Annotated in this window: 21 protein-coding genes; 11 read left to right on the forward strand and 10 right to left on the reverse strand. The window is 41.2% G+C overall.

From position 1 onward, the window contains the following. Positions 1-125: 125 nt before the first annotated feature. The 6 genes from KAN5_RS00730 to lptD are packed head-to-tail and all read right to left on the reverse strand — an operon-like array spanning position 126 to position 6,689. Entirely contained in the window at positions 126-941 is an 816-nt protein-coding gene (locus KAN5_RS00730) for a symmetrical bis(5'-nucleosyl)-tetraphosphatase (RefSeq protein WP_016708589.1), read from the reverse strand. Further along, entirely contained in the window at positions 942-1,331 is a 390-nt protein-coding gene (apaG, locus tag KAN5_RS00735; protein ID WP_016708590.1) for a Co2+/Mg2+ efflux protein ApaG, read from the reverse strand. It lies immediately after the preceding gene. Next, positions 1,315-2,121 (reverse strand): 16S rRNA (adenine(1518)-N(6)/adenine(1519)-N(6))-dimethyltransferase RsmA, encoded by an 807-nt coding sequence (gene rsmA, locus KAN5_RS00740; RefSeq protein ID WP_138555363.1) that lies wholly within the window; start codon positions 2,119-2,121, stop codon positions 1,315-1,317. The genes apaG and rsmA overlap by 17 nt, the downstream gene beginning before the upstream one ends. Continuing rightward, positions 2,118-3,110 carry a 4-hydroxythreonine-4-phosphate dehydrogenase PdxA gene (pdxA, locus tag KAN5_RS00745; protein ID WP_244390212.1) on the reverse strand — a complete coding sequence of 331 codons (993 nt, stop codon included), beginning with the start codon at positions 3,108-3,110 and terminating at the stop codon, positions 2,118-2,120. Before pdxA ends, rsmA begins: the two co-directional genes overlap by 4 nt. A 3-nt stretch (positions 3,111-3,113) precedes the next feature. Next, on the reverse strand, positions 3,114-4,409 hold the full coding sequence (gene surA / locus KAN5_RS00750; RefSeq protein WP_016708593.1) for a peptidylprolyl isomerase SurA: 1,296 nt from the start codon (positions 4,407-4,409) through the stop codon (positions 3,114-3,116). Positions 4,410-4,445: 36 nt separating this feature from the next. After that, complete coding sequence (gene lptD, locus KAN5_RS00755) at positions 4,446-6,689, reverse strand: LPS assembly protein LptD (RefSeq protein ID WP_244390213.1); 2,244 nt, start codon at positions 6,687-6,689, stop codon at positions 4,446-4,448. A gap of 104 nt (positions 6,690-6,793) precedes the next feature. On the opposite strand from lptD, the gene KAN5_RS00760 reads away from it, so the two are divergent. From KAN5_RS00760 to djlA, 3 genes are read left to right on the forward strand one after another with little or no spacing between them, the layout of a single operon-like run. Then, positions 6,794-7,798, forward strand: a complete 1,005-nt coding sequence (locus KAN5_RS00760) for a phosphotransferase (protein WP_244390967.1) — start codon at positions 6,794-6,796, stop codon at positions 7,796-7,798. After that, positions 7,798-8,496 carry an N-acetylmuramate alpha-1-phosphate uridylyltransferase MurU gene (gene murU / locus KAN5_RS00765; protein WP_016708596.1) on the forward strand — a complete coding sequence of 233 codons (699 nt, stop codon included), beginning with the start codon at positions 7,798-7,800 and terminating at the stop codon, positions 8,494-8,496. Before KAN5_RS00760 ends, murU begins: the two co-directional genes overlap by 1 nt. Beyond that, positions 8,486-9,358 carry a co-chaperone DjlA gene (gene djlA / locus KAN5_RS00770; protein WP_016708597.1) on the forward strand — a complete coding sequence of 291 codons (873 nt, stop codon included), beginning with the start codon at positions 8,486-8,488 and terminating at the stop codon, positions 9,356-9,358. Before murU ends, djlA begins: the two co-directional genes overlap by 11 nt. Here djlA and KAN5_RS00775 read toward each other — a convergent pair. Then, a complete protein-coding gene (locus KAN5_RS00775) occupies positions 9,341-10,270 on the reverse strand; it encodes a DUF3530 family protein (RefSeq protein WP_016708598.1) in 930 nt (309 codons plus the stop codon). The two genes, djlA and KAN5_RS00775, sit on opposite strands and share 18 nt — an antisense overlap. Before the next feature lie 72 nt (positions 10,271-10,342). Beyond that, on the reverse strand, positions 10,343-10,996 hold the full coding sequence (rluA, locus tag KAN5_RS00780) for a bifunctional tRNA pseudouridine(32) synthase/23S rRNA pseudouridine(746) synthase RluA (protein ID WP_016708599.1): 654 nt from the start codon (positions 10,994-10,996) through the stop codon (positions 10,343-10,345). A gap of 849 nt (positions 10,997-11,845) precedes the next feature. Between rluA and KAN5_RS00785 the strand changes: the two genes are divergently transcribed. From KAN5_RS00785 to KAN5_RS00800, 4 genes are read left to right on the forward strand one after another with little or no spacing between them, the layout of a single operon-like run. Beyond that, positions 11,846-12,850 carry a Fe(3+) ABC transporter substrate-binding protein gene (locus KAN5_RS00785; protein WP_244390214.1) on the forward strand — a complete coding sequence of 335 codons (1,005 nt, stop codon included), beginning with the start codon at positions 11,846-11,848 and terminating at the stop codon, positions 12,848-12,850. Then, positions 12,850-14,481, forward strand: coding sequence for an iron ABC transporter permease (locus KAN5_RS00790; protein WP_138555360.1), 1,632 nt, complete (start codon positions 12,850-12,852; stop codon positions 14,479-14,481). Before KAN5_RS00785 ends, KAN5_RS00790 begins: the two co-directional genes overlap by 1 nt. Positions 14,482-14,493: 12 nt before the next feature. Next, positions 14,494-15,543, forward strand: coding sequence for an ABC transporter ATP-binding protein (locus KAN5_RS00795; RefSeq protein WP_016708603.1), 1,050 nt, complete (start codon positions 14,494-14,496; stop codon positions 15,541-15,543). A gap of 48 nt (positions 15,544-15,591) precedes the next feature. Then, on the forward strand, positions 15,592-16,491 hold the full coding sequence (locus KAN5_RS00800; protein WP_244390215.1) for a Dyp-type peroxidase: 900 nt from the start codon (positions 15,592-15,594) through the stop codon (positions 16,489-16,491). Here KAN5_RS00800 and argR read toward each other — a convergent pair. Continuing rightward, positions 16,488-16,955, reverse strand: a complete 468-nt coding sequence (argR, locus tag KAN5_RS00805) for a transcriptional regulator ArgR (protein WP_016708605.1) — start codon at positions 16,953-16,955, stop codon at positions 16,488-16,490. The two genes, KAN5_RS00800 and argR, sit on opposite strands and share 4 nt — an antisense overlap. Before the next feature lie 225 nt (positions 16,956-17,180). Here argR and mdh point away from each other — a divergent pair, with 225 nt between their 5' ends. Continuing rightward, positions 17,181-18,116, forward strand: a complete 936-nt coding sequence (gene mdh / locus KAN5_RS00810; protein WP_016708606.1) for a malate dehydrogenase — start codon at positions 17,181-17,183, stop codon at positions 18,114-18,116. Positions 18,117-18,213: 97 nt separating this feature from the next. On the opposite strand, the gene ispB is transcribed toward mdh, so the two are convergent. After that, entirely contained in the window at positions 18,214-19,185 is a 972-nt protein-coding gene (gene ispB, locus KAN5_RS00815; protein ID WP_016708607.1) for an octaprenyl diphosphate synthase, read from the reverse strand. A 420-nt stretch (positions 19,186-19,605) separates the two neighbouring features. On the opposite strand from ispB, the gene rplU reads away from it, so the two are divergent. From rplU to cgtA, 3 genes are all read left to right on the forward strand, one after another. Beyond that, a complete protein-coding gene (gene rplU, locus KAN5_RS00820; protein WP_006794538.1) occupies positions 19,606-19,917 on the forward strand; it encodes a 50S ribosomal protein L21 in 312 nt (103 codons plus the stop codon). A 16-nt stretch (positions 19,918-19,933) separates the two neighbouring features. Further along, positions 19,934-20,191: a 50S ribosomal protein L27 gene (rpmA, locus tag KAN5_RS00825; RefSeq protein WP_016708608.1), complete on the forward strand. Its 258-nt coding sequence runs from the start codon at positions 19,934-19,936 to the stop codon at positions 20,189-20,191. 157 nt (positions 20,192-20,348) lie between these two features. Then, entirely contained in the window at positions 20,349-21,506 is a 1,158-nt protein-coding gene (cgtA, locus tag KAN5_RS00830; protein WP_016708609.1) for an Obg family GTPase CgtA, read from the forward strand. The last annotated feature ends 26 nt before the right edge of the window (positions 21,507-21,532 follow it).

The following is a 21,532-nucleotide window of genomic DNA, read 5'->3' on the forward strand; positions in this document are numbered from 1 at the left end:
ATTCCATAAAGAGTAGCAATTAGACTTTATCGGCTTTGTTGCAGATAAGTTAAGTAATTAAATTTAATTACTTTTAACATTCATTACAATAAATCTAACAGAAGATGAATTTTTTTTCAGTTTATTTAGATAGAATTAGCTGAATTAATGCTGAATCGCTGTTTATTTTTTAATTCTAGTAAGGTCATAGCGCCTCCCCATACACAGCCGGTATCTAAAGCGTGAATATTTGCATGATTAGTAATGCCCTCAAGAGCCGCCCAATGACCAAAGACAATGTGCTTTTTAAATGTGTTAAATCGAGGGTGTTTAAACCAAGGGATCATTGCATTTGAGTCAGCAATACCACCTTTAAAGGTTAATTCTAATTGTTCATCAAGGGTTAAAAAACGCATTCGTGTAAAGTAATTCACAATATAGCGAAATTGCTCAAACTCAGTAAGCTGGTCATTCCAAACAGCTGGGTGCTGCTCATACATATGTTTGAAATAGTTACTCGCATCAGCACCTTGATAACAGTTTTGTGCAAATTGTGCGTACTGTAGGGCTTGCTTAATAGACCAGGCCGGATTGAGACCTGCGTGACTTATAAACACTTGCTCTTGCTTAAGCCATAGCGCGAGCGGTTGTTGCTGTAACATGGCAATATAAGCGGGCAGCTTTTCTGATCTCAATAGGGCGGCGAGTTTATCTTTGGGGTTAGCTGGTTTGTTCAGCAAGTAGTTGGCAATAAGGTGTAAATCATGATTGCCTAAGGTTACAGTGATACTATCTTGGTGTGTGTATAAGTAATCTAAGCAGGCTAGGGAGTCGGGGCCGCGGGCAACAATGTCGCCCACTAAATAAAGGTGATCTTTACTTGGGTTGAAATCAACGTGCAGCAACAAAGCTTGAAATTCTTGATAACAGCCTTGTAGATCACCAATTGCATAGTTAGCCATTTAATGCAAAATATTAGGTTGTGCTAAACGAAAAACGTTAATGGGTGCATCAAACTCAGTGCCGAACTCATTCTTCAAGGTATAGTAACCTTGCATCGTGCCGACTGGCGTGTCGAGCACTGCACCACTGGTATATTTATAGCTTTCACCAGGGCCTATCGTTGGCTTTTCACCGACCACACCTTCACCCTGTACTTCAACTTCTTTACCATTTGCATCAGTGATCAACCAATAACGGCTAATTAATTTAGCACTGCATAAGCTGTGATTTTTAATGGTAATTGAATAGGCAAAGACATATTTATCGAGCTCAGGTTGTGATTGACCTTCAACATAAAATGTTTCTACCGAGACTTTAATGGGCGAGCCCAATTTACTGCTTGTTGTCATAAATCCAATTTGCTATATCAATGAATTGTTGTAACGAAAGGCTTTCTGCGCGTAAGGTAATATCAATACCGATACTTGTTAATTCATCCGCAGTGACCAAGTTGGCTAAACTATTACGTAGTGTTTTACGGCGTTGGTTAAAGGCCTCTAAGCACACAGTGTTCAGGATTTTAGTACTTTTTGCTGTACGTTGCTCTGGTTTTTTCGGTATTAAACGAATAACGGCAGAGTCGACTTTAGGGGCAGGCTTGAAGCATTCAGGCGGTACTTCAATAACTGGTATTGCATTACAGTAATACTGAGTCATAACACTCAAACGACCGAATGTTTTGCTACCTGGGCCTGCCACCATGCGTTTTACTACTTCTTTTTGCAGCATAAAGTGCATATGTTCAATACTGTCAGCAAACTCAAACAAGTGGAAAAGTAGAGGTGTTGAAATGTTGTAAGGCAAGTTACCAAAGACTTTTAATTTACGTTCATCTTTCATCAAGCTTGAAAAATCAAACTGCATGGCATCGCCTTGATGAACGCTCAGTTTTGGTCCTAAAAAAGGATGTTCTGTTAAGCGTTGGGCTAAATCTTTATCGAGTTCAACAACCGTTAAATGGCCGCTTAATTCACTTACAGGCTCAGTGATAGCGCCAAGACCTGGGCCGATTTCAACTAAATTATCCTGCGGTTTAGGATCAATTGCGCTGACAATTTTATCGATGATCATTTCATCGCATAAAAAGTTTTGCCCAAAACGTTTACGGGCGCGGTGTCCTAAATGTACTTTATCTGTCATTGATTTTGTGCTTTTTCATGGGCGAGCTTAATTGCTTCGCGGATCGCTAATTCAAAACTACCAACGTCAGCATCACCGCTGCCGGCTAAATCGAGCGCCGTACCGTGATCAACTGAAGTGCGTATAAACGGCAAACCTAGCGTTACATTAACTGATTTACCAAAACCTTTGTATTTTAGCACAGGTAGGCCTTGATCGTGATACATTGCGAGCACCGCATCAGCTTGTGACAGGTATTTATCTTGAAACAAAGTATCTGCAGGCAGTGGACCGATAAGATTCATTCCTTCACTATTGAGTTGTTCAAGCGTTGGTGTAATTGTATCGATTTCTTCACGACCTAAATGGCCATCTTCTCCCGCATGTGGATTAAGCCCACAAACTAAAATCCGTGGCTTCTCAATACCAAATTTTGTTTGTAAATCATGATGTAAAATACGGGTTACTTTAGTAAGGCGCTCACTTGTAATAGCACGAGATACATAAGCCAGTGGTATGTGAGTCGTTACTAATGCAACGCGAAGACCTTCCGTAGCTAACAGCATGACTACATCAGGCGTGTTAGATTGTTGAGCAAAATACTCAGTGTGGCCACTAAAAGAAATCCCTGCTTTATTAATAATGCCTTTATGAACCGGGCCAGTGACGACCGCTGCAAAAGTACCATTCATATTCATTTCACAGGCAATGCGCAAAGTATCGAGTACATACTGACCGTTGGCATCATTTAATACACCCATTTCAACCTCTGCACCTAAATCTACTTGGTGTAGATAGATGCTGCCTGCGGGAGCAGGTGTTGCAGGGGCACTTTCATCAAATGGGATCGCCTTAATTGTTAACCCCAGTTGTTTGGCTCGCTGTAGTAATAACTGTTTATCAGCAATCACAACCAGTTGTGCTGGCCAGTCATGCTGAGCAAGTTGTAACAATAGATCCGGGCCAATCCCGGCAGGTTCGCCGGGAGTAATAGCAATACGTAGTGTCATTGGTTATTCATCAATTGGGAAAATTTCAACATGGGCTTGTTCGCGCATTTCTTGCTGCCAGTTAAAGCTTTCTTCTTTAAATTTACGATTAAATAGCATACCGTGAGCGCGATTTCGTTTTGCAATCTCTGTTTTATCAGCCACGCGTTTATCTAATAATTGCACAATATGCCAGCCAAATGTGGTTCTAAATGGGTCACTTATTTCATTTTTATCAAGTGATAACAGAGTGTCTCTAAACTGTGGCACATAGGTTGTAGGGTCTGTCCAATCGTACTCACCCCCTTTTAGTGCTGAGCCAGGATCTTCTGAATACTCTTTAGCAAGTTCAGCAAAATCTGCAGTTCCGGCACGTAAATCTTTAGCAAAGCCATTGAGCATATTACGGGCTTTTTCTTCGCTTAAAATAATAGACGGTTTGATTAAGATATGGCGAGATTTAACTTCCGTTGTTTCAACAACTTGGCGGCCACGAATATCTTGAACTTTGATGATATGAAAACCAGCGCCCGAACGAAGCGGGCCGATGATGGCATCTTTTTTGGTGCCTTTAACGGCTTCGGCAAAGAGTGATGGCATTTCATTAATGCTCATCCAGCCTAATTGTCCACCTTCAAGGGCTTTCGAGCCACTTGATGATGAAATCGCGATGCGTTTAAATTCTTTGCCTTCTTGTAAAAATTCGATCACTTTATCAGCACGAGTTTTTGCACTTGCAATTTCGTCCGCCGTGGCGTTGTTAGGAATGTCGATTAAAATATGGCCAATATCGTATTCTTCAGTATTTTGGCCTTGGCTTTCCATAATTTTTAATAAGTTATCAACTTCTTGTGGGCTGATATAAATACGACGGTCAACGTTTGCACGCATGACTTGCTGGGTGGTAATTTCTTTACGAATTTCTTCACGGTAAGCTTGGAAGCTTTCACCGGATGCTTCAATTGTACGGCGTAAATCTGCGATTGAACCGCCTTGCTCTTTGGCCATGCCAATCAAGGTTTGATCAAGTTGGCTATCAGAAATCTCTAAGCCCATACGTTCGGCTAATTGCATCATCAGTGTTTGGTTTACTAAACGTTCCATTGCTTGGATACGTAAAGTGCCATCAGAAGGCAATTCTTGGCCTTGCTCTTTGGCTTGGGCTTTAACTCGGTTAACAATAGTGTCAACTTCACTTTGTAAAATGACCCCTTGGTTGACAATACCCACTACTTTGTCGATTTCAACAGGGGCTGCGAAAGCGCTTTGGCATAGACCAAGCGTTAATACTGCGGATGCTAATAATTTTTTTAAATTCATACTTTTTCTAATACTCTTGCTAATAGTACGGTAATACTAGTTATTAAGAAAATACGGTCTACGATAGCCAAAAATACCTTGTTGTAATAATTTTTGTGCATCATAACGGCTTTTACTACCTAACCCTTTTAAGACAATATTAAAGCCAATACTTGAATCAAAAGTGGCTTGTTCTTGGCCTATCGCTTGATTTAAATCAGTTTCAATTTGACGACGGGCAGTAACTTGAAAGGCCCAACAGCAAGATTCATATTGCAATCCACTGAATACCTCGACGCTACGGCCGCTTTCTAAATCGCGGTGATAGCTACTTACAAATTGCCATTGTTCACTAAGCGGGAAGCTAGTAAAGAAGCCAACTTGCTCGATTGTATTGCCTGAGACATCATTTGCATAGCGATGGTTCAATTGGACGAGTTGATTATCGTCACCTTTATAATCTAGGGTTACATTTGACTGAATGATTTGTTTTCCATCTGTGTCATATTGAATCCCACCGGATAAATACCAACGACGGTGCCAATGTAACATGGTTTGCGCGGCAAACAAGGCATTATAGTTAGTATCTGAATCCAGATTTTGTGCAGTTGGTTTAGCTGAATCGCTTAAATAGAAGATTTGCCCAGCACTAAAGTTAAACAGCTCCTCACTATTATCATTAAATAATCGTGTAGTAGCACCGAGTGTAAATTGATTTGCAGCGGCGATGCGGTCAACGCTTGAGAAGCGGCTATCGCGGAATAAACCAAAAAAGTCATCTTGTAACTTTGTTGTATCATATAAGCCAATATCAGATTGATCTTTGTCTGGTGTGTAAAGGTACTGAACTTGCGGCTCTAAAGTTTGAATACCATTGTCGATCATACTGGTATCACGTTCAAAGTTTAGCTGGCTATATAAACGTACTTTTGGCAAGGTCCGTGATACTGTTTCAGCATAATCGGTGTTAGCTAAGTCGCCCTCTTGTTTATAATTAGTGTGTAGTACACTAAATTCCGACAGAAACGACCACGCATGTTCTTGATAACCATAACTAGCTTTAGGCTCAATATGTACCCGAGTGGCTTTTTCTATAATTGCCGTATCGTTGGTAAAATGGCTTAATTCGCCATTGAGTGTTAACTCAATATCGTTAAAGCGAAACGGTGTCGTTTGCGAAAAACTAATTTGCGGTAATGCAGCATAAGACTCAATATGATCACCTAATACTTCAAAGTTTTGTACTTTGATATCCGTGCGCCAAGTTTCGCCTAAGTAAGAGAGTGAACCAGTACGATAAAGCTGCGTATCAGTTCGAGTCGCGTAATTTGAATCTAAATCAGTGAGGTAGTTGTCATCACTGACATTAGTTATATCTATCGCTGCTCGCCAGTTTTCATCAAAATAGCTTTGTTGTTGCCAATGAAACAGAAATCGCTCATCAAGCTCAGGCTCAGAGTCATCTTTATCTAGATACTCAAGCGCAACTAAACCTTCGTTACTATCACTTAAATATCTAAACTCGCCTTGTAATTGTAAGCCTTTTTTAGACATATAGCGTGGCGTTATAGTGGCATCGTAATTAGGTGCAATATTCCAATAATATGGTGTGATGCTTTCAATGCCATAACGATCTGAACTGGAAATGTTAGGGGTCAGTAAGCCTGATTTTCTGCGATCATCAATCGGAAAAGTAAAATACGGTAAGTACAGCACTGGTGTGTCCATAATACGCAGTACCATATCATGGGTTTCACCCCAGCCCTCTTCACGAGAGAGTAAGATTTCTTCAGCTTGAATTGCCCACAATGGCGTTTCATTTGGGCAGGTAGTAAAGCTTGCGTTCAGTAGTGCTAAGCCAGACTGGTTCACTGTGAGCTTTTCTGCACCGCCGTGGCCTTGTTGATCGGTTAGTTTATAATCGGCACCGAGCAAACTGATTTCAGAGTTATTTAAATCAGCATTGAGACCAGCACTATTTACTTCACTGATTGCATCACGATAAGTAATAGGGCCCGTTGCATTAAGTAACCCACGCTGTTTGTCAATTAGCGCACTTTGTGCGGACAAACTCATAGTAAGGGTGTTAATATCAACATTATCGGTAAATTCTGCGCTTTGGGTACCAAGTAATTCAATATCATTTGATTGGATATCGACCATGCCTAAATCAAGGCCAGCAAGCGGTTGCCAAGCTCTGGTTTGCATTGAATTGCCACAAAAGTTGTGTGCAAGTTCAGTTTCGGCAAGCGATGGTGCGCTGATCACACTTAGCATCATTATGCCCCAGGTTTTGCTCATTTATTAACCTTAATACGCTGTCGTTGAATATAAGAGTGACATAATAAAGGAAAACAATGGCAAATACAGTAATTGACTTAGTGAAAAATAGATATCATTACGAAATGAACCGTTATAAAAGTTTACAGCAGTTTTTAAGTCCGCATTTTGAAGATGAAGTATATCAACTTGCTGCGATCACTGGAGATGCGAGTTTTCGTCGCTACTTCCGCTTAAACAGTGGTCAAGAGAGCTATATAGTCATGGACTCAGATCCAACTAAGCTGGATAACACACCTTATATAGAACTGAATAAGGTTTTTTCTGAGCATGGATTTAAATTACCGAAAATATTACACGCTGATGAAAAACAAGGTTTCTTTTTATTAAGTGATTTAGGTAATGTGCACCTTGCTGATATGCTCGATGATAAAGAGCGCATCAATCATTATAAGCATTTAATAAAGCTCAGTGCGCAATGGGCAAAAATGCCTGCAGTTGAACATATGAAAGATTTCGACCGTGCGTTCTTAGAATTAGAGCTAGGTATTTTTTTACAGTGGCTGGTCGAAGCGTTTTTACAATTAAAAATCACTCCTGCTGAGCGCTTACTTTGGCAAGCTAGCTGCGAGTTACTGATTGCTAACGTACTTGCTCAGCCAAGTGTGACAGTGCATCGTGATTTCCATAGTCGCAATATTATGCGCAGTGAACAACAATGGGCAATTATTGACTATCAAGATGCTGTGCAAGGTCCGGTTTGTTATGATTTAGTTTCGCTATTGCGGGACTGCTATTTTAAACTTCCTCACGATGAACTTGAGTATTTACTTGAGCATGCATTTAGCGAGTTTGAACAACAGGGATTGATCAGCAATATTAGTTTTACAACCTTTAAACAATGGTTTGATCTAACGGGCATTCAGCGTCATTTAAAAGCCGCTGGTATTTTTTGTCGGCTGAATTTACGTGATGGTAAACCAGGGTATATGGACAATGTATTGCCAACCTTGCACTATATTAGTGATGTTGCTCAAGATCATCCGTCATTAATGGAGTTAGGTCTTTGGATTAAAAATACCATTATACCGGCTACAATAGTGGCACTTGATAAAGCACCTGATAAATAATGAAAGCGATGATACTAGCCGCGGGTCGCGGTCAACGTATGATGCCATTAACTGCAAATTTACCTAAACCAATGTTAAAGGTACAAGGTAAGCCATTAATAGAACATCATATTGAACGACTCAAAAGTGCCGGGATTACTGACTTTGTAATCAACCTAGCATGGCAAGGTGATAAAATTCGTGATTACTTTGCTGATGGCAGCCAACTCGGTGTGCAGATTGAGTATAGCCAAGAGCCTGAACAGGGGCTTGAAACCGCAGGCGGTATTATTCAAGCTCTGCCTTTACTGGGAGAGCAATTTATTGTTATTAACGGTGATATATTTACCGATTATGACGTAAGTTCATTGCTGCATATTCATCTAGATGATGGGGAAGGGCACATAGTATTAGTTGAAAACCCGCCGCATAACCCACATGGTGACTTTACTTTGCGCCATTTAGATGACGCCAGTCCGAAGTACACTTTCTCTGGTATTAGCCGTTTCCATCAACAATTTTTTGCTGGGATCACTGCAGGGTCTCATCGCTTAGGGCCGTTATTAAAAGAAAAATTGGCTGAGCAGCTTGTCTCTACTGAGCTGTATATTGGTCGTTGGGATGATATTGGTACGCCGGAGCGATTGGCGCAATTGAATGAGTCACTGATAGCGCAGCAGAATAATTTTCACAATCTAGGAGCGCCACATGTGGGGTAAAATTTTAGGTGCCTGTTTTGGCTTTATGTTTGGGCGCATTATAGGCTTATTTATAGGCTTATATTTAGGCCATATGTTTGATAAAAGCTTAAAGCAAAATTTTGATAAAGCAGGTGGCTTTGCAAGTTTATTTAAAGGTGATGACGACATTCATCAACGCCAAGCGCTATTTTTCACCAGTTGCTTTGGCGTCATGGGGCACATTGCTAAGTCAAATGGCCGGGTAAGCGAAACCCATATTCGTGCTGCTAGCTTATTTATGGATGAAATGGGCTTGACGGGAGATGATCGAAAAGAAGCGCAGGATGCTTTTAAAGCGGGAAAAGACAGCGACTTTTCACTCAAAGAAACCGTGTTTGATTTTAAAGAACGTTTTGCACGCCGTCATGATCTACTGCAGTTGTTTTTAGAAATTCAAATTCAAATGGCGTTTTCTGATGGGGTGCTTGCAACGCAAGAAAAAGAGCTATTGCAAGAGGTCAGTAAATTATTGGGGATCTCTAAAACTCACTTTGCATTTGTGCTTAAGCGCTACCAAGCTGAGTTTTCTTTTCGCCAGCAACAACAGCGTTACCAACAACAGCAACAGCGCCAAAATGGGCAAAGTAGCAGTTATCGAGAAGGCTCAGGTCATCACGTGCCACCTAATACTGGTATGAGTCGTACTCAAGCGTTAGCTTTGTTGGGTTTAAATAATGAAGCGAGTGCGCGAGACATAAAAGTCGCGTACCGTAAACTCATGGCGCAACATCACCCTGATAAATTGGTTTCTCAAGGGTTGCCTAAGCACATGATGGAATTGGCGGTAAAGAAGAGCCAAGACATTCAAGCTGCGTATGAGTTCTTAAAAAAGGCGGCGTAAAAAGCCGTCTACTTCTTTGGTGAGGCGCTCATGTTGCTGTGGCTCTGAGCGCAAGCCAAATAGTTCACGTTGACGGTAGTCATACTTGCTATGGCGTTTTACCCAACGTTTTCTATCCGCCACACTTAATAGTAAATCAGGGTTATCAACACTGTAGTAAATATCTAACAATGGTGGACTAATCGTTGAGATTGTTGCGTTGAGTTGCTGATTTCGTTGACTATTTGGTAAGTAACTGCTGAGACTGATAAACGCATCAATATTAGTGCTTGGGTATTGGGCATAATGCTCGAGTAACACTGCTGCACTCGCACCTTGGGCAATGACCACTATTTTGCCATCTTCATTCAATGCACTTTGATATAGCGCATTAAAACGTGCGATTAAGTTGAGTTTATAATTATCGATTATTGCATTACTTATTTGCGCAATCGCCTCAACATGCACTGGTTTAGCCGGTGGAGTCGTAGGCGAATCATCATTGTTATCGCTTTCAGTTTGGTTGCTATTAGCTGGCTTGCTTTGAGGATTTTCAGCTTCAGTTGGTACGGCTTGCCAGTCAATATCAGGTACTGTCATTGCTAATGTGGCATAACCTAAATCATTTAGTTGGGTGCGTAAAAAATTAATTCCATCGTTATCGGTCGGTAAGTGCTGCCAGTCAGGAATGATCAATACCACACCACGCTGCTGAGCACTCATGTGCTGACGATATAAGCTCAAAAACTCAGTGTCACCAGCAAGCAGCGGCTTTAACTCGTCTTGTGGCATTAAGCGTGATAAATCGCTACTGACAACGGTTGACCAAGGAGTGGGTGTAATAAAGTCGGCAGCTAGTACAGGTGTCAATAGCGTAATACCTATAGCTAAGCCTATTAATTGCGGTATTTTAAATTGTTTACCAGTAATCATATCAGCCACCACGATGAGTCAATAAGTCGTTATCGGCTTGAATGATAAAAAGTTTAGCCTTGATTTTAGGACTTAAAAATCAGGCTCTGCCGTAAATGTCATGATTTGTCCTGTTAACGGGTGCGCTAGTTGCAACATTTGTGCATGTAATTGAAGTCGTTTTGCACCAGCTAATGCATCGGCATGAGCATAGAGGCGATCGGCTAAAATTGGGTGTCCTAGTGATAACATATGTACGCGTAACTGATGAGAGCGGCCAGTGATTGGGGTAAGCTCTACCCGTGTCGCATGTGCTTCATATTCAATCACATTGTAGTGAGTTAATGATGGCTTACCATTATCATGATCAACCATTTGTTTTGGTCGATTAGGCCAATCGCAGATCAGCGGTAAATCAACCGATCCTGACTGTGGTTCTAGTTTTCCATAAACCCGCGCTATGTAGCGTTTAGCTGTTTGGCGTTCTTGAAATTGCATACTTAAATTACGATGCGCAGCTTTATTCATCGCTAAACAAATAATACCAGAGGTTGCCATATCTAAGCGGTGCACAATTCTAGCGGTAGGAAATACGCGATTAACGCGAGCAATTAAGCAGTCAGCGTGTTTAGGATCTTTGCCTGGTACGGTGAGTAGTTCACTGGGCTTATTAACAATCAGTAAGTCATCATCTTGAAAGATAATGCTCAAATACGGATCTAGTGGGGGGTTGTAGTTAATTAACACGGCGGGCCTCAGTGGTTTATCAGCGCGCTATTTTAGAGAAGTCAGCGCTTATATACAATGAGTTGTTTTTCAGGCAAAAGAAAAGCGCGAACTATCGCTAGTCGCGCTTGCGGAATCTTCTAATTTTCTGCATCCTGCAATTGAACTTAATCAACTCCTAATCTTTACAAATCCATGTGATCACGCTGTTACTTGTTCGTTCTGCGTGATGAAGGCGCTCCGAGCCTATCTCCTGTGTGCTTCCTTGTCATCCCTATTGGTAATGTCTATTACCGATCCCTTACGCACCGTCCTGATGCTATCCATTTATTAACAGTTCCATTGCGTTGCCCTCAAGGCCTGTCCATTCGTCCGCTTTTTTAACTTCCTGTCTAACAACTCTCTTGCGAGCCCTGTTGTTTATCCTTTTCGCATCATCTTGACGCTGTCCGTTTATTTACTATCCATAGTGTTACTCTTCCTGAGCCTGTCCATGAGTCCATTTTTTCCTAACGTAACCTAAAATACGAGGTTTATGAGTAAGCAATCCTTGTCCGTTTACTCATTTAAGCGTCACTGCTTAACCGATGAAGTAAGTATAGAGAGAATCTGCAAACAAAATAGGCTAAAAACAACAACGAAAATTAGGTCATTATTTTGTAATGATGTTAAAGTTGTTATTTTTTAAATAGTTACCTTGTATGCTTCAGTTTTTTATCGTGTTTTATACTCAATAGCTGTCATAACCGTGAGATATATCGCACAAGTGATTTCCATTATGGGTGTAGTCACCTTTGATTACGATTTAATGGGTGCACAGATTCAAGGGACAAGTTATGATAATTGTTATTATTTATATGGAAGCGACTTATGAAAAAAACATTAGCAGTTTTAGTTGGCTTAGTGGTAGCCGCCCCCGCGTTTGCAAACGAAGTAGTCAATATTTACTCTTTTCGCCAACCGTTTTTAATTCAGCCAATTTTAGATGATTTCACAGCGCAAACAGGGATTAAAACTAATGTTGTGTTTGCTAAAAAAGGGCTAATTGAGCGAGTTAAACGTGAAGGGAAACACAGCCAAGCGGATTTAGTGCTGACTTCAAACTTTAGTGATTTAGTTCAGCTTGATGAGCTTAATTTAACTCAAACAATTAGCAGCGAAACGGTTAATAATAATGTGCCTGCTAAGTTTCGTGATAGTGAAGGGCAGTGGGTTGCCTTAACTAAACGGGTGCGTAATGTTTATTCATCAAAAGAGCGCGTGGGAGCATTACCACATTTAAGCTATGAAGAGCTGGCTTTACCTAAATACAAAGGTAAAATTTGTACTCGCTCAGGTAAGCACCCTTATAATTTAGGGCTTGTAGCATCAATGATTGCTCATCATGGCGAAGCTAAAACAAAAACTTGGCTTGAAGGGGTGAAAGCAAATTTAGTTCGTAAACCGCAGGGCAATGACCGTGGGCAAGTGAAAGCAGTTAAAGAGGGGTTGTGTGACTTAGCATTGGGCAATAGTTATTACCTTGGGAAGATGATTGAAGATCCTGAGCAAAAAGCATGGGCCGATGCTGTATATATCAACTTCCCTAATCAAGATAACAGAGGTTCGCACATTAATGTTTCAGGCGTGGTTATGACCAAGTACGCGAAAAACCCAGAAAATGCCTTGAAACTTATTGAGTATATGACCGACAATAAGGCACAAAACATGTACGCCTCGGTCAATATGGAATATCCGGTTAAGCCTGGCGTTGAATTATCAAGCTTAGTAGCATCGTGGGGCAGCTTCAAGGAAGACAGTTTAGTGCTTGATGAAATTAGCAAATATCGTCCTTTAGCACTTAAGCTAATTGATGAGGTGAAGTTCGATCTTTAATGCGCTTTAAATTTTCGCTGTCACGATGGCAGTTTTTTGCGTGGGTTATTGGCTTACTGTTAATAACCCCGTTATGCTTTTTGTTGTTTGAATCTCTGCAAGGTGATTCCGAGGTATTTAGTCACCTCTGGGATACAGTATTGTGGGATTATACTCGCAATACACTATTACTGATTTTAGGGGTTGGCGTTGTCAGCTGCCTCATTGCTTTACCATTGGGGTGGCTCACTGCTTATTGTGATTTCCCTGGCCGCAGGCAGTTTGAGTGGGCGTTAATGTTGCCGTTAGCAATGCCCACGTATATTATCGCCTACGTTTACACAGACTTGTTTGATTATGCTGGCCCGGTGCAAATAGCACTGAGAAACTGGTTTGGTTGGCAAGCCCCCTCCGATTATTGGTTTTTTGATATCCGCACTTTGCCTGGTGCAATTATGATGATTGCGTTAGTGTTGTATCCGTACCTTTATTTGATTTTTAAAACTGCGTTACGCGAGCAATCATTTAAGTTAGTACAGGCTAGCCAGTTAATGGGACATTCACCTAGACATAGCTTTTATAAGGTTAGTTTACCGCTGTCGCGTGGTGCTATTGTGGCAGGGCTTGCGCTTATTAGTATGGAAGCAATGGCTGATTTTGCAACGGTAAATTACTTTGCTGTAAGCACGTTAACAACGGCGGTATACGATACGTGGTTAGGGTATTACTCCTTAACGGCAGCTGCAAAAATATCAGCAATTATGCTGCTTATTTTATTTCTTGCGCTGACAATGGAGCGTTACAGTCGCCGTAATCAAGCGGTATTCGAACGTCAATCAGGGGTTAATAGTGATACGTTATATACCTTAACGGGCAAAAGCGCATGGTTAGCAACCGCATTTTGTTTTGTGGTGCTGTTTTTTGCCTTTGTACTACCTGTTGCAGTATTGGTGGGTTATGCAATTTCATATGCTGAGCAAGCGTGGAATAGTGCCTTTTTCTTTTATGCATGGCAAAGCTTTAAAGTCGCAATTATTGTGAGTGTAGTAACAATTGCGCTGAGCTTACTTGTGGTGTTTTATCAGCGTATTGCTAAGCAAGCGTATCCGCTTATTCCTGGGCGCTTAGCCAGTATTGGCTACGCATTGCCCGGTACGGTATTAGCAATAGCTGTATTGCTACCTTTAACCTTACTCGATGATAAATTAAACACGTGGTTAGAACCCGCGGGTTTTTCACCCGGCTTATTATTGAGCGGTACTTTATTTGCTATCATTTTTGCTTATGTGGTGCGTTTTTATGCGATTGCTCATGGCGCTGTTGAGGCAAGCTTTATGCGTATTAGCCCCTCCCTAGATATGGCAAGCCAATCAATGGGAAAAAGCCAAGCTCAAACATTACGTAAGGTACATATCCCGTTGTTACGGCGGGGTATCTTAACGGCTGCGCTGTTGGTGTTCATAGAATGTATGAAAGAGTTACCAGCCGCTTTATTACTCAGGCCGTTTAATTTTGAAACACTCGCTACCCATGTTTTTCAATATGTTAGTGATGAACAATTAGAATTAGCCTCCATTTCAGCGTTAGCAATTGTATTGGTTGGGTTAGTACCTTTGTATTTTGTTAATCGCTCGATGGAGCAACGTAGCTAAATGAGAAGTTAAATGAGCAGTTTAGTGTTAGAAAATTTATCGTATCAGTATAACGGCACGCCAGTAATAACAGGGTTGGATTTGGTCGTCGCTCAAGATGAGATTGTCTGTTTGCTTGGCGCCAGTGGCTGCGGTAAAACCACCACCTTAAAAGCGATTGCAGGGTTGCTAGCAACCAAGCAAGGAAAGGTATTTATTGGTGGTAAGCTTGTTAGCGATGAACGCACATTTTTAGCGCCTGAATACCGTAATATTGGCATGATGTTTCAAGATTATGCGTTGTTCCCGCACTTAACAGTAGCTGATAATATTGCTTTTGGCTTAACAAAAATGAGCAAAATACAAAAACAGCAACGGGTTAATGAAATGCTTGAGCTTGTGCACTTAGTTGGCTGTGAAAAACGTTTTCCCCATCAACTCTCGGGTGGCCAACAGCAGCGGGTAGCTATTGCCAGAGCGCTGGCTTATAAGCCCAGTTTATTGTTATTAGACGAGCCATTTTCAAATATTGATACTCAAGTGCGTTTTGAGCTTATTGCAGATATTCGCCGCATTATTAAAAATCAGCAAGTATCCGCTGTATTTGTCACTCATTCAAAAGAAGAGGCCTTTGCCTTCGCCGATACACTCGCGATTATGGACTGCGGTAAAATTGCGCAACAAGGCACGCCTGAGCAGCTTTTTAACACGCCAAACTCAAAGGTGGTTGCAGAATTTCTTGGTCAGGGCATATACTTAGACGCTGAAGCATTAACAGCAACTGAATACAGTACTGCTTTTGGGCGAGTTGAGTCACTGCTTGCACACAGTCATGCAAAGCGCGTTGGGCAACTCTATGTTCGCCCGCATCATTTAGAACTAACGCCTTTGCAATCAAAACACAGTAGTGTAAACACGGTGACTGTATTAAACCGTCGTTTCGTTGGCTCGCACTTTGTCTATAAAGTCATGATTGAAGGGCAAGAAATTGATGTTGCTGCTCAGTCGGGTCAATCATTTTTAGTAAATGAAGATGTCACTATAAGAATAACACCGCACACGGTTAATTTTTTCGCTGAATAACTACATTCGCGTTACGCCGTGTAGGACTTTTTGAGTTAAGGAAATATCATGGCGCAAGCGCAGTCAGGGATTTGTGCTGAAGCAAACTTGCACGGTTTACATTTATTTTTTAATGTACTTGATGGTCACGATGAGTCATTACGCAAAAAATTAAAATATGTTAGCGCTATTCAAGATGAGTTTGCGGATCAGTTTTCTGAATCTATGCTCTCTAGCGTGGTTGCGGTAGGGGCGCAGTATTGGCCACATATATTGCCAGAATTCCTGCCGAGTCAACTACAGAGTTTTCCTAACATCACCCATAACGATCATGTTATGGGGGCACAGCCATTTGATTTATTTGTACAAATTCGTTCTGACAGAGAAGATGTGAATCACCTGTTTGCGTTACAAGTGCTTAAGTTATTCGCCCCTGATGTTGAACTTGTTGAGCAAGTAAGAAATTTTCGGTTTCTTGATGGGCGTGATTTTAACGGTTTTATCCTCGGTGGTGATACTCCGCATGGCCGTCAAAAGCGCCTAACTGCACTCATTCATAAACCCGAACACTTTGAAGATCAAGGGAGTTATGTGCATGTGCAACGTTATAAACATGACTTGAGTGTATGGCAAAATCTGCCGCTGAGTGAACAAGAACAAATTATGGGCCGTACGCGCTTAGACAATAAGTTAATAGAGCCGGCACAGGACAACAGTCATGCTACCCGCACTGAACTTAAAAATGAGCAAGGGCAGCCACTGCAGCTAAATCAAAACATGCCGTATGGTGATGTTTATGAGCAGGGGATATTAGCGATCAGCTATGCGGCGCAGGGTAATGCGTTTGAGCAAATGCTATTGAGTAGATTAGGGCAGGGCGATTGCTATGACCACTGGCTCGATTTTACGCAAGCTGATATGGGTTCAGCATTTTTCGCCCCATCAATTAATTTCTTAAAGCAGCTTTAAACTGTATCAAATAGAGTGCGTACGCGCTCTAACGTTACATCAATTTCGGAGATTTTTGCGGGGGCGATAAAAATAGTATCATCACCGGCAATTGTTCCCAGCACACCATCTGCTTTACCTAATGAATCTAATAAACGGGCGATCAGTTGTGCCGCACCTGGGCTGGTGCGAATGATGATCATCATTTCGTTATGCATAATATCAATTACCAACTGACGTAACGGGCTTTTTGCGGTAGGCACCCCCATTTCAGCGGGTAAGCAGTAAACCATTTCTTGTTTGGCATTGCGGGTACGAACGGCGCCAAACTTGCTCAACATGCGTGAAACTTTACTTTGGCTGATATTATCAAAGCCTTGTTCTTTTAAAGCATCGACGATCTCGCCTTGAGAACCAAAATTCTCTTCTTTTAAAAGTGATTTAAAGGCTTTAACTAACGCTTCTTGTTTATCTTGTGGTTGCATGTGGTTGTTCTGCTCTGTTATTTGATGACCTAAATTCTACACAAAAATGAATATTTATGCAGTAGTTGTTTAGCTTTGCGTACTCTTTCGCCGTTGTAAATAAAAAAATTTACAACTATGGTCGAAATTATATGCAAAATAAGCAGGATAAATTTGTCTTTAGGCGTTAATTTCATTATCTTTAGAGCCACAAATATTTCCTACCTCAAATTACGGAGAATTCCAATGAAAGTTGCTGTATTAGGTGCTGCTGGCGGTATCGGCCAAGCGTTGTCTTTATTATTAAAAACAGGCTTACCAGCTGGTTCTGAATTATCACTTTATGATGTTGCTCCAGTTGTTCCTGGTGTTGCTGTTGATCTTTCTCACATCCCAACTGACGTTAAAGTAGCTGGTTTTGGTGCTGACGCACTTGATCAAGCATTAACTGGTTGTGATATCGTTCTTATCCCAGCTGGCATGCCACGTAAGCCTGGTATGGACCGTGCTGATTTATTCAACGTAAATGCCGGTATTATTAAAACGCTAGCTGAAGGCATTGTTGCTAACTGCCCTAAAGCATTAGTGGGTATTATCACTAACCCAGTAAACGGTACTGTGCCAATTGTTGCTGAAGTATTCAAAAAAGCGGGTACTTACGATGCTAAGCGCGTTTTCGGTATCACTACTTTAGATGTGATCCGTTCAGAAGCATTTGTTGCTGAGCTTAAAGGTGTTGATGTGGCTACTGTTAAAGTACCAGTTATTGGTGGTCACTCAGGCACAACGATTCTACCTCTACTTTCTCAAGTTGAAGGTGTTACTTTCACAGATGAAGAAGTTGCTGCACTTACTCCACGTATCCAAAATGCAGGTACTGAAGTAGTTAACGCTAAAGCGGGCGGTGGTTCAGCTACATTATCAATGGGCGCAGCAGCTGCTCGTTTTTGTATGTCTTTAGTTAAAGGTCTACAAGGCGAAGACGTTGTTGATTACGCTTATGTTGCTGTTGAAGGCGGCGATGCTGCATACTTTGCACACCCAGTACGTTTAGGTAAAAACGGCGTAGAAGAAATTCTTGCTTACGGCGAACTAAGCGCATTTGAAGAGCAAGCTAAAAACGACATGCTAGATACGCTGAAAAAAGACATTCAAGAAGGTGTTGATTTCATCAACGCATAAGCTTGATTTACCTCGGCTGTTAGTTGAGGTAAAGATAAAAAAGCCTGCAATTGCAGGCTTTTTTATGCTCGAAGTATTGTGTATTTAATACCGGTTATTAATGACTGCGATCGACCGCTATTCGGGCAAGGCTAATTAAAGCCTCTTTATATGGCGATTCATCTAATACAGCTAAACAGGCAATTGCCTTATCAGCTTCTTCGTTTGCTTTATCCATTGTGAACTCTAGGGCTTTGGTCTGGGTTAGGGCTGTTAAAATCGCCTCTAAATGATCCATACCGTTATTGTGTTCAATAGCATCGCGAATTAACTGTACTTGTTCTTCATTACCGTGACGCATGGCGTAAAGCAAAGGCAGTGTTGGCTTGCCTTCAGCTAAATCGTCACCGATATTCTTCCCTAGTTGCTCTGCATCTGCATTGTAATCAAGTACATCATCAACGAGTTGAAAAGCGGTGCCTAAATGCATTCCGTATAAATTGAGTGCTTTTAATGTTGCTGCATCCTGCTCGGTAATAATAGCTGCAAGGCCTGTGGCTGCTTCAAATAACTTTGCTGTTTTAGAGTAAATAACCTGCATATAACTGTCTTCAGTGGTATCAGGGTCATTACAATTCATTAGTTGTAATACTTCGCCTTCGGCAATGACATTGGTGGCATCGGCAAGTATTTGCATCACTTGCATTTTGCCAAGTCCTACCATCAGCTGAAATGAGCGGGTGTAAATAAAGTCACCAACCAACACGCTTGCAGCATTACCAAACTCAGCATTGGCTGTTGGTGTACCGCGACGTAAATTTGATTCATCAACAACATCATCATGTAATAATGTCGCCGTGTGAATAAATTCAACAATAGTTGCTAAAGTGATATGGTCTTTGCCTTCATAGCCAAGCGCCTTAGCCGCCAAAATAGCTAACATAGGGCGAACACGCTTGCCGCCACTGTTCACTATATATAAGCCGAGCTGATTGACGAGTGCTACATCAGAGCGCATTTGTGCGTAAATTAGTTGATTGACGTCATTCATATCGTTTTCGATTAACGCCTGGATAGCTTTTATATCCATTGATCTCCGAGCCAAATTTAATGGGTATACGGGGCTGATTGTACAACAAAAAACGGCTTTGCTCGACAGTTTGTGACGATTCGCTGAAAAAACACGGTTATGCAGCTTAATTTAACCTTAATTAGTAAAGATAACTTTTTTATTTAAGAAATTAACGCCAATTCAACATGCTTATTTTTATTCCTTGAGGTAGTTTGCGCATGGTGTAATTTATTTGTCATCAAACGCTAAAAAGGCTTGGCATAATGCCAATTTAATATAAAATGGAGGAAAATATTGAATCGCTCTCAATGCAGCTATTTTTTATTCATTTAATTAATAAAACAGGCTTGCTAGTTTTTGCACATTAGCGTAAACTTCGCGCCCTATTGAATAATATTTTAGTTGCGTCGATTTGAGGGCGCACAGACGGAGTTAATTATGTACGCGGTTTTCCAAAGTGGTGGTAAACAGCACCGTGTGACTGAAGGTCAAACAATTCGTCTTGAGAAATTAGACGTTGAGACTGGTGCAGCAGTTGAATTTGATTCAGTACTTTTAGTTGCTGATGGTGAGAAAATCGAGATCGGTGTACCGTTCGTAAACGGTGGTAAAATAACAGCTGAGGTTGTTTCACATGGTCGCGGTGAGAAGATTAAGGTTGTTAAATTTAGACGCCGTAAGCATTCTCGTAAGCAAATGGGCCATCGTCAATGGTTCACAGAAGTTAAAATCACTGGCATTAGCGCTTAATTAGAGGTACTTAGAAATGGCACATAAAAAAGCAGCTGGTAGTACTCGTAACGGTCGCGATTCAGAAAGCAAACGCCTAGGTGTTAAGCGTTTTGGTGGCGAATCAGTTCTAGCGGGAAGCATCATTGTTCGTCAACGTGGAACTAAATTTCACGCAGGCGTAAACGTAGGTATCGGTAAAGACCACACTATCTTCGCAAAAGCGGATGGTAAAGTTCAATTTGAACAAAAAGGTCCTTTAAACCGTAAATACGTAAGCATCGTATCTGAGTAATCAGAGCCGGTTCTTAAAAAACCCCGCCTTTGCGGGGTTTTTTGTTTTAAGTCTGTTACTAATCTATACCCAAGTGTTTTTTATGCAGAGTGTGCTCTATAGGCCACTTAGGTATATAATAGTGAAATTAACAAGCCAATCCCTAAAGTGAGTAATCATGAAGTTTGTAGATGAAGTAGAAATTCGCGCAGAAGCTGGAGACGGTGGTAGCGGCATTGTATCTTTCCGTCGTGAAAAATATGTCCCAGATGGTGGACCTGACGGGGGTGACGGTGGTGATGGTGGTAGTGTTTATCTACAAGCTGATGAAAACTTAAATACCCTTATTGATTATCAGTTTGAACGTTTTCATAGAGCTGAACGTGGTACAAATGGTCGCAGTCGTAACTGTACCGGCAAAAAGGCTGATGACTTATATGTCATGGTGCCTGTTGGTACGCGCATTACTGATGTGGATACTCAAGAAGGGCTTGGTGATTTAACTCAGCATGGCCAAAGAATTTTGGTTGCAAAAGGCGGTTTCCATGGCTTGGGGAATGCGCGTTTCAAATCAAGTACTAACCGCGCTCCGAGACAAAAAACATTAGGTACGCCAGGTGAAGTACGTAATCTTAAGCTTGAGTTATTGTTATTAGCTGATGTCGGTTTATTAGGCTTACCTAACGCAGGTAAATCGACTTTCATTCGAAGTGTGTCGGCAGCACGCCCTAAAGTGGCTGACTATCCGTTTACTACGCTTATTCCTAATTTAGGCGTGGTGCGCCCAGAAGCAAATAAATCATTTGTGATTGCTGATATTCCAGGTTTGATTGAGGGTGCCTCGGAAGGTGCTGGTTTAGGTATTCGCTTTTTGAAGCATTTAGAACGTTGTCGTGTGCTATTACATATTATTGATGTGATGCCTGTGGATGGCTCAAATCCAGTTGATAATGCATTTGCGATCATTAATGAATTACATCAATATAGTCCTAAGCTAGCAGAAAAACCACGTTGGCTAGTTTTTAATAAAATAGACTTATTACCGGAAGATGAAGCCCAAGCATTATGTGATCAAATTGCAGAAGAGTTAGGTGAGACAGAGAATATTTATCATATCTCAGCAATTAACAAATTGAATACTCAACCGTTAATTCATAACATAATGACACTGCTTGAGAGCATGCCAAAAGAAAAGTTTGTGCCAGTTGAAGATGAAGAAGTTGAATTCAAATGGGATACTTATCATAGAGATGCTACGAAGAAGAGTAATGACGACGACGATTGGGATAGTTGGGATGATGACGACTATGACGTTGAAGTTATTTATGAACGTTAGTAAAAATTAGAATGTTATAAAAGGAG

It is taken from the genome of Pseudoalteromonas sp. KAN5 (assembly GCF_022846535.1).
GTDB lineage: Bacteria > Pseudomonadota > Gammaproteobacteria > Enterobacterales > Alteromonadaceae > Pseudoalteromonas > Pseudoalteromonas haloplanktis.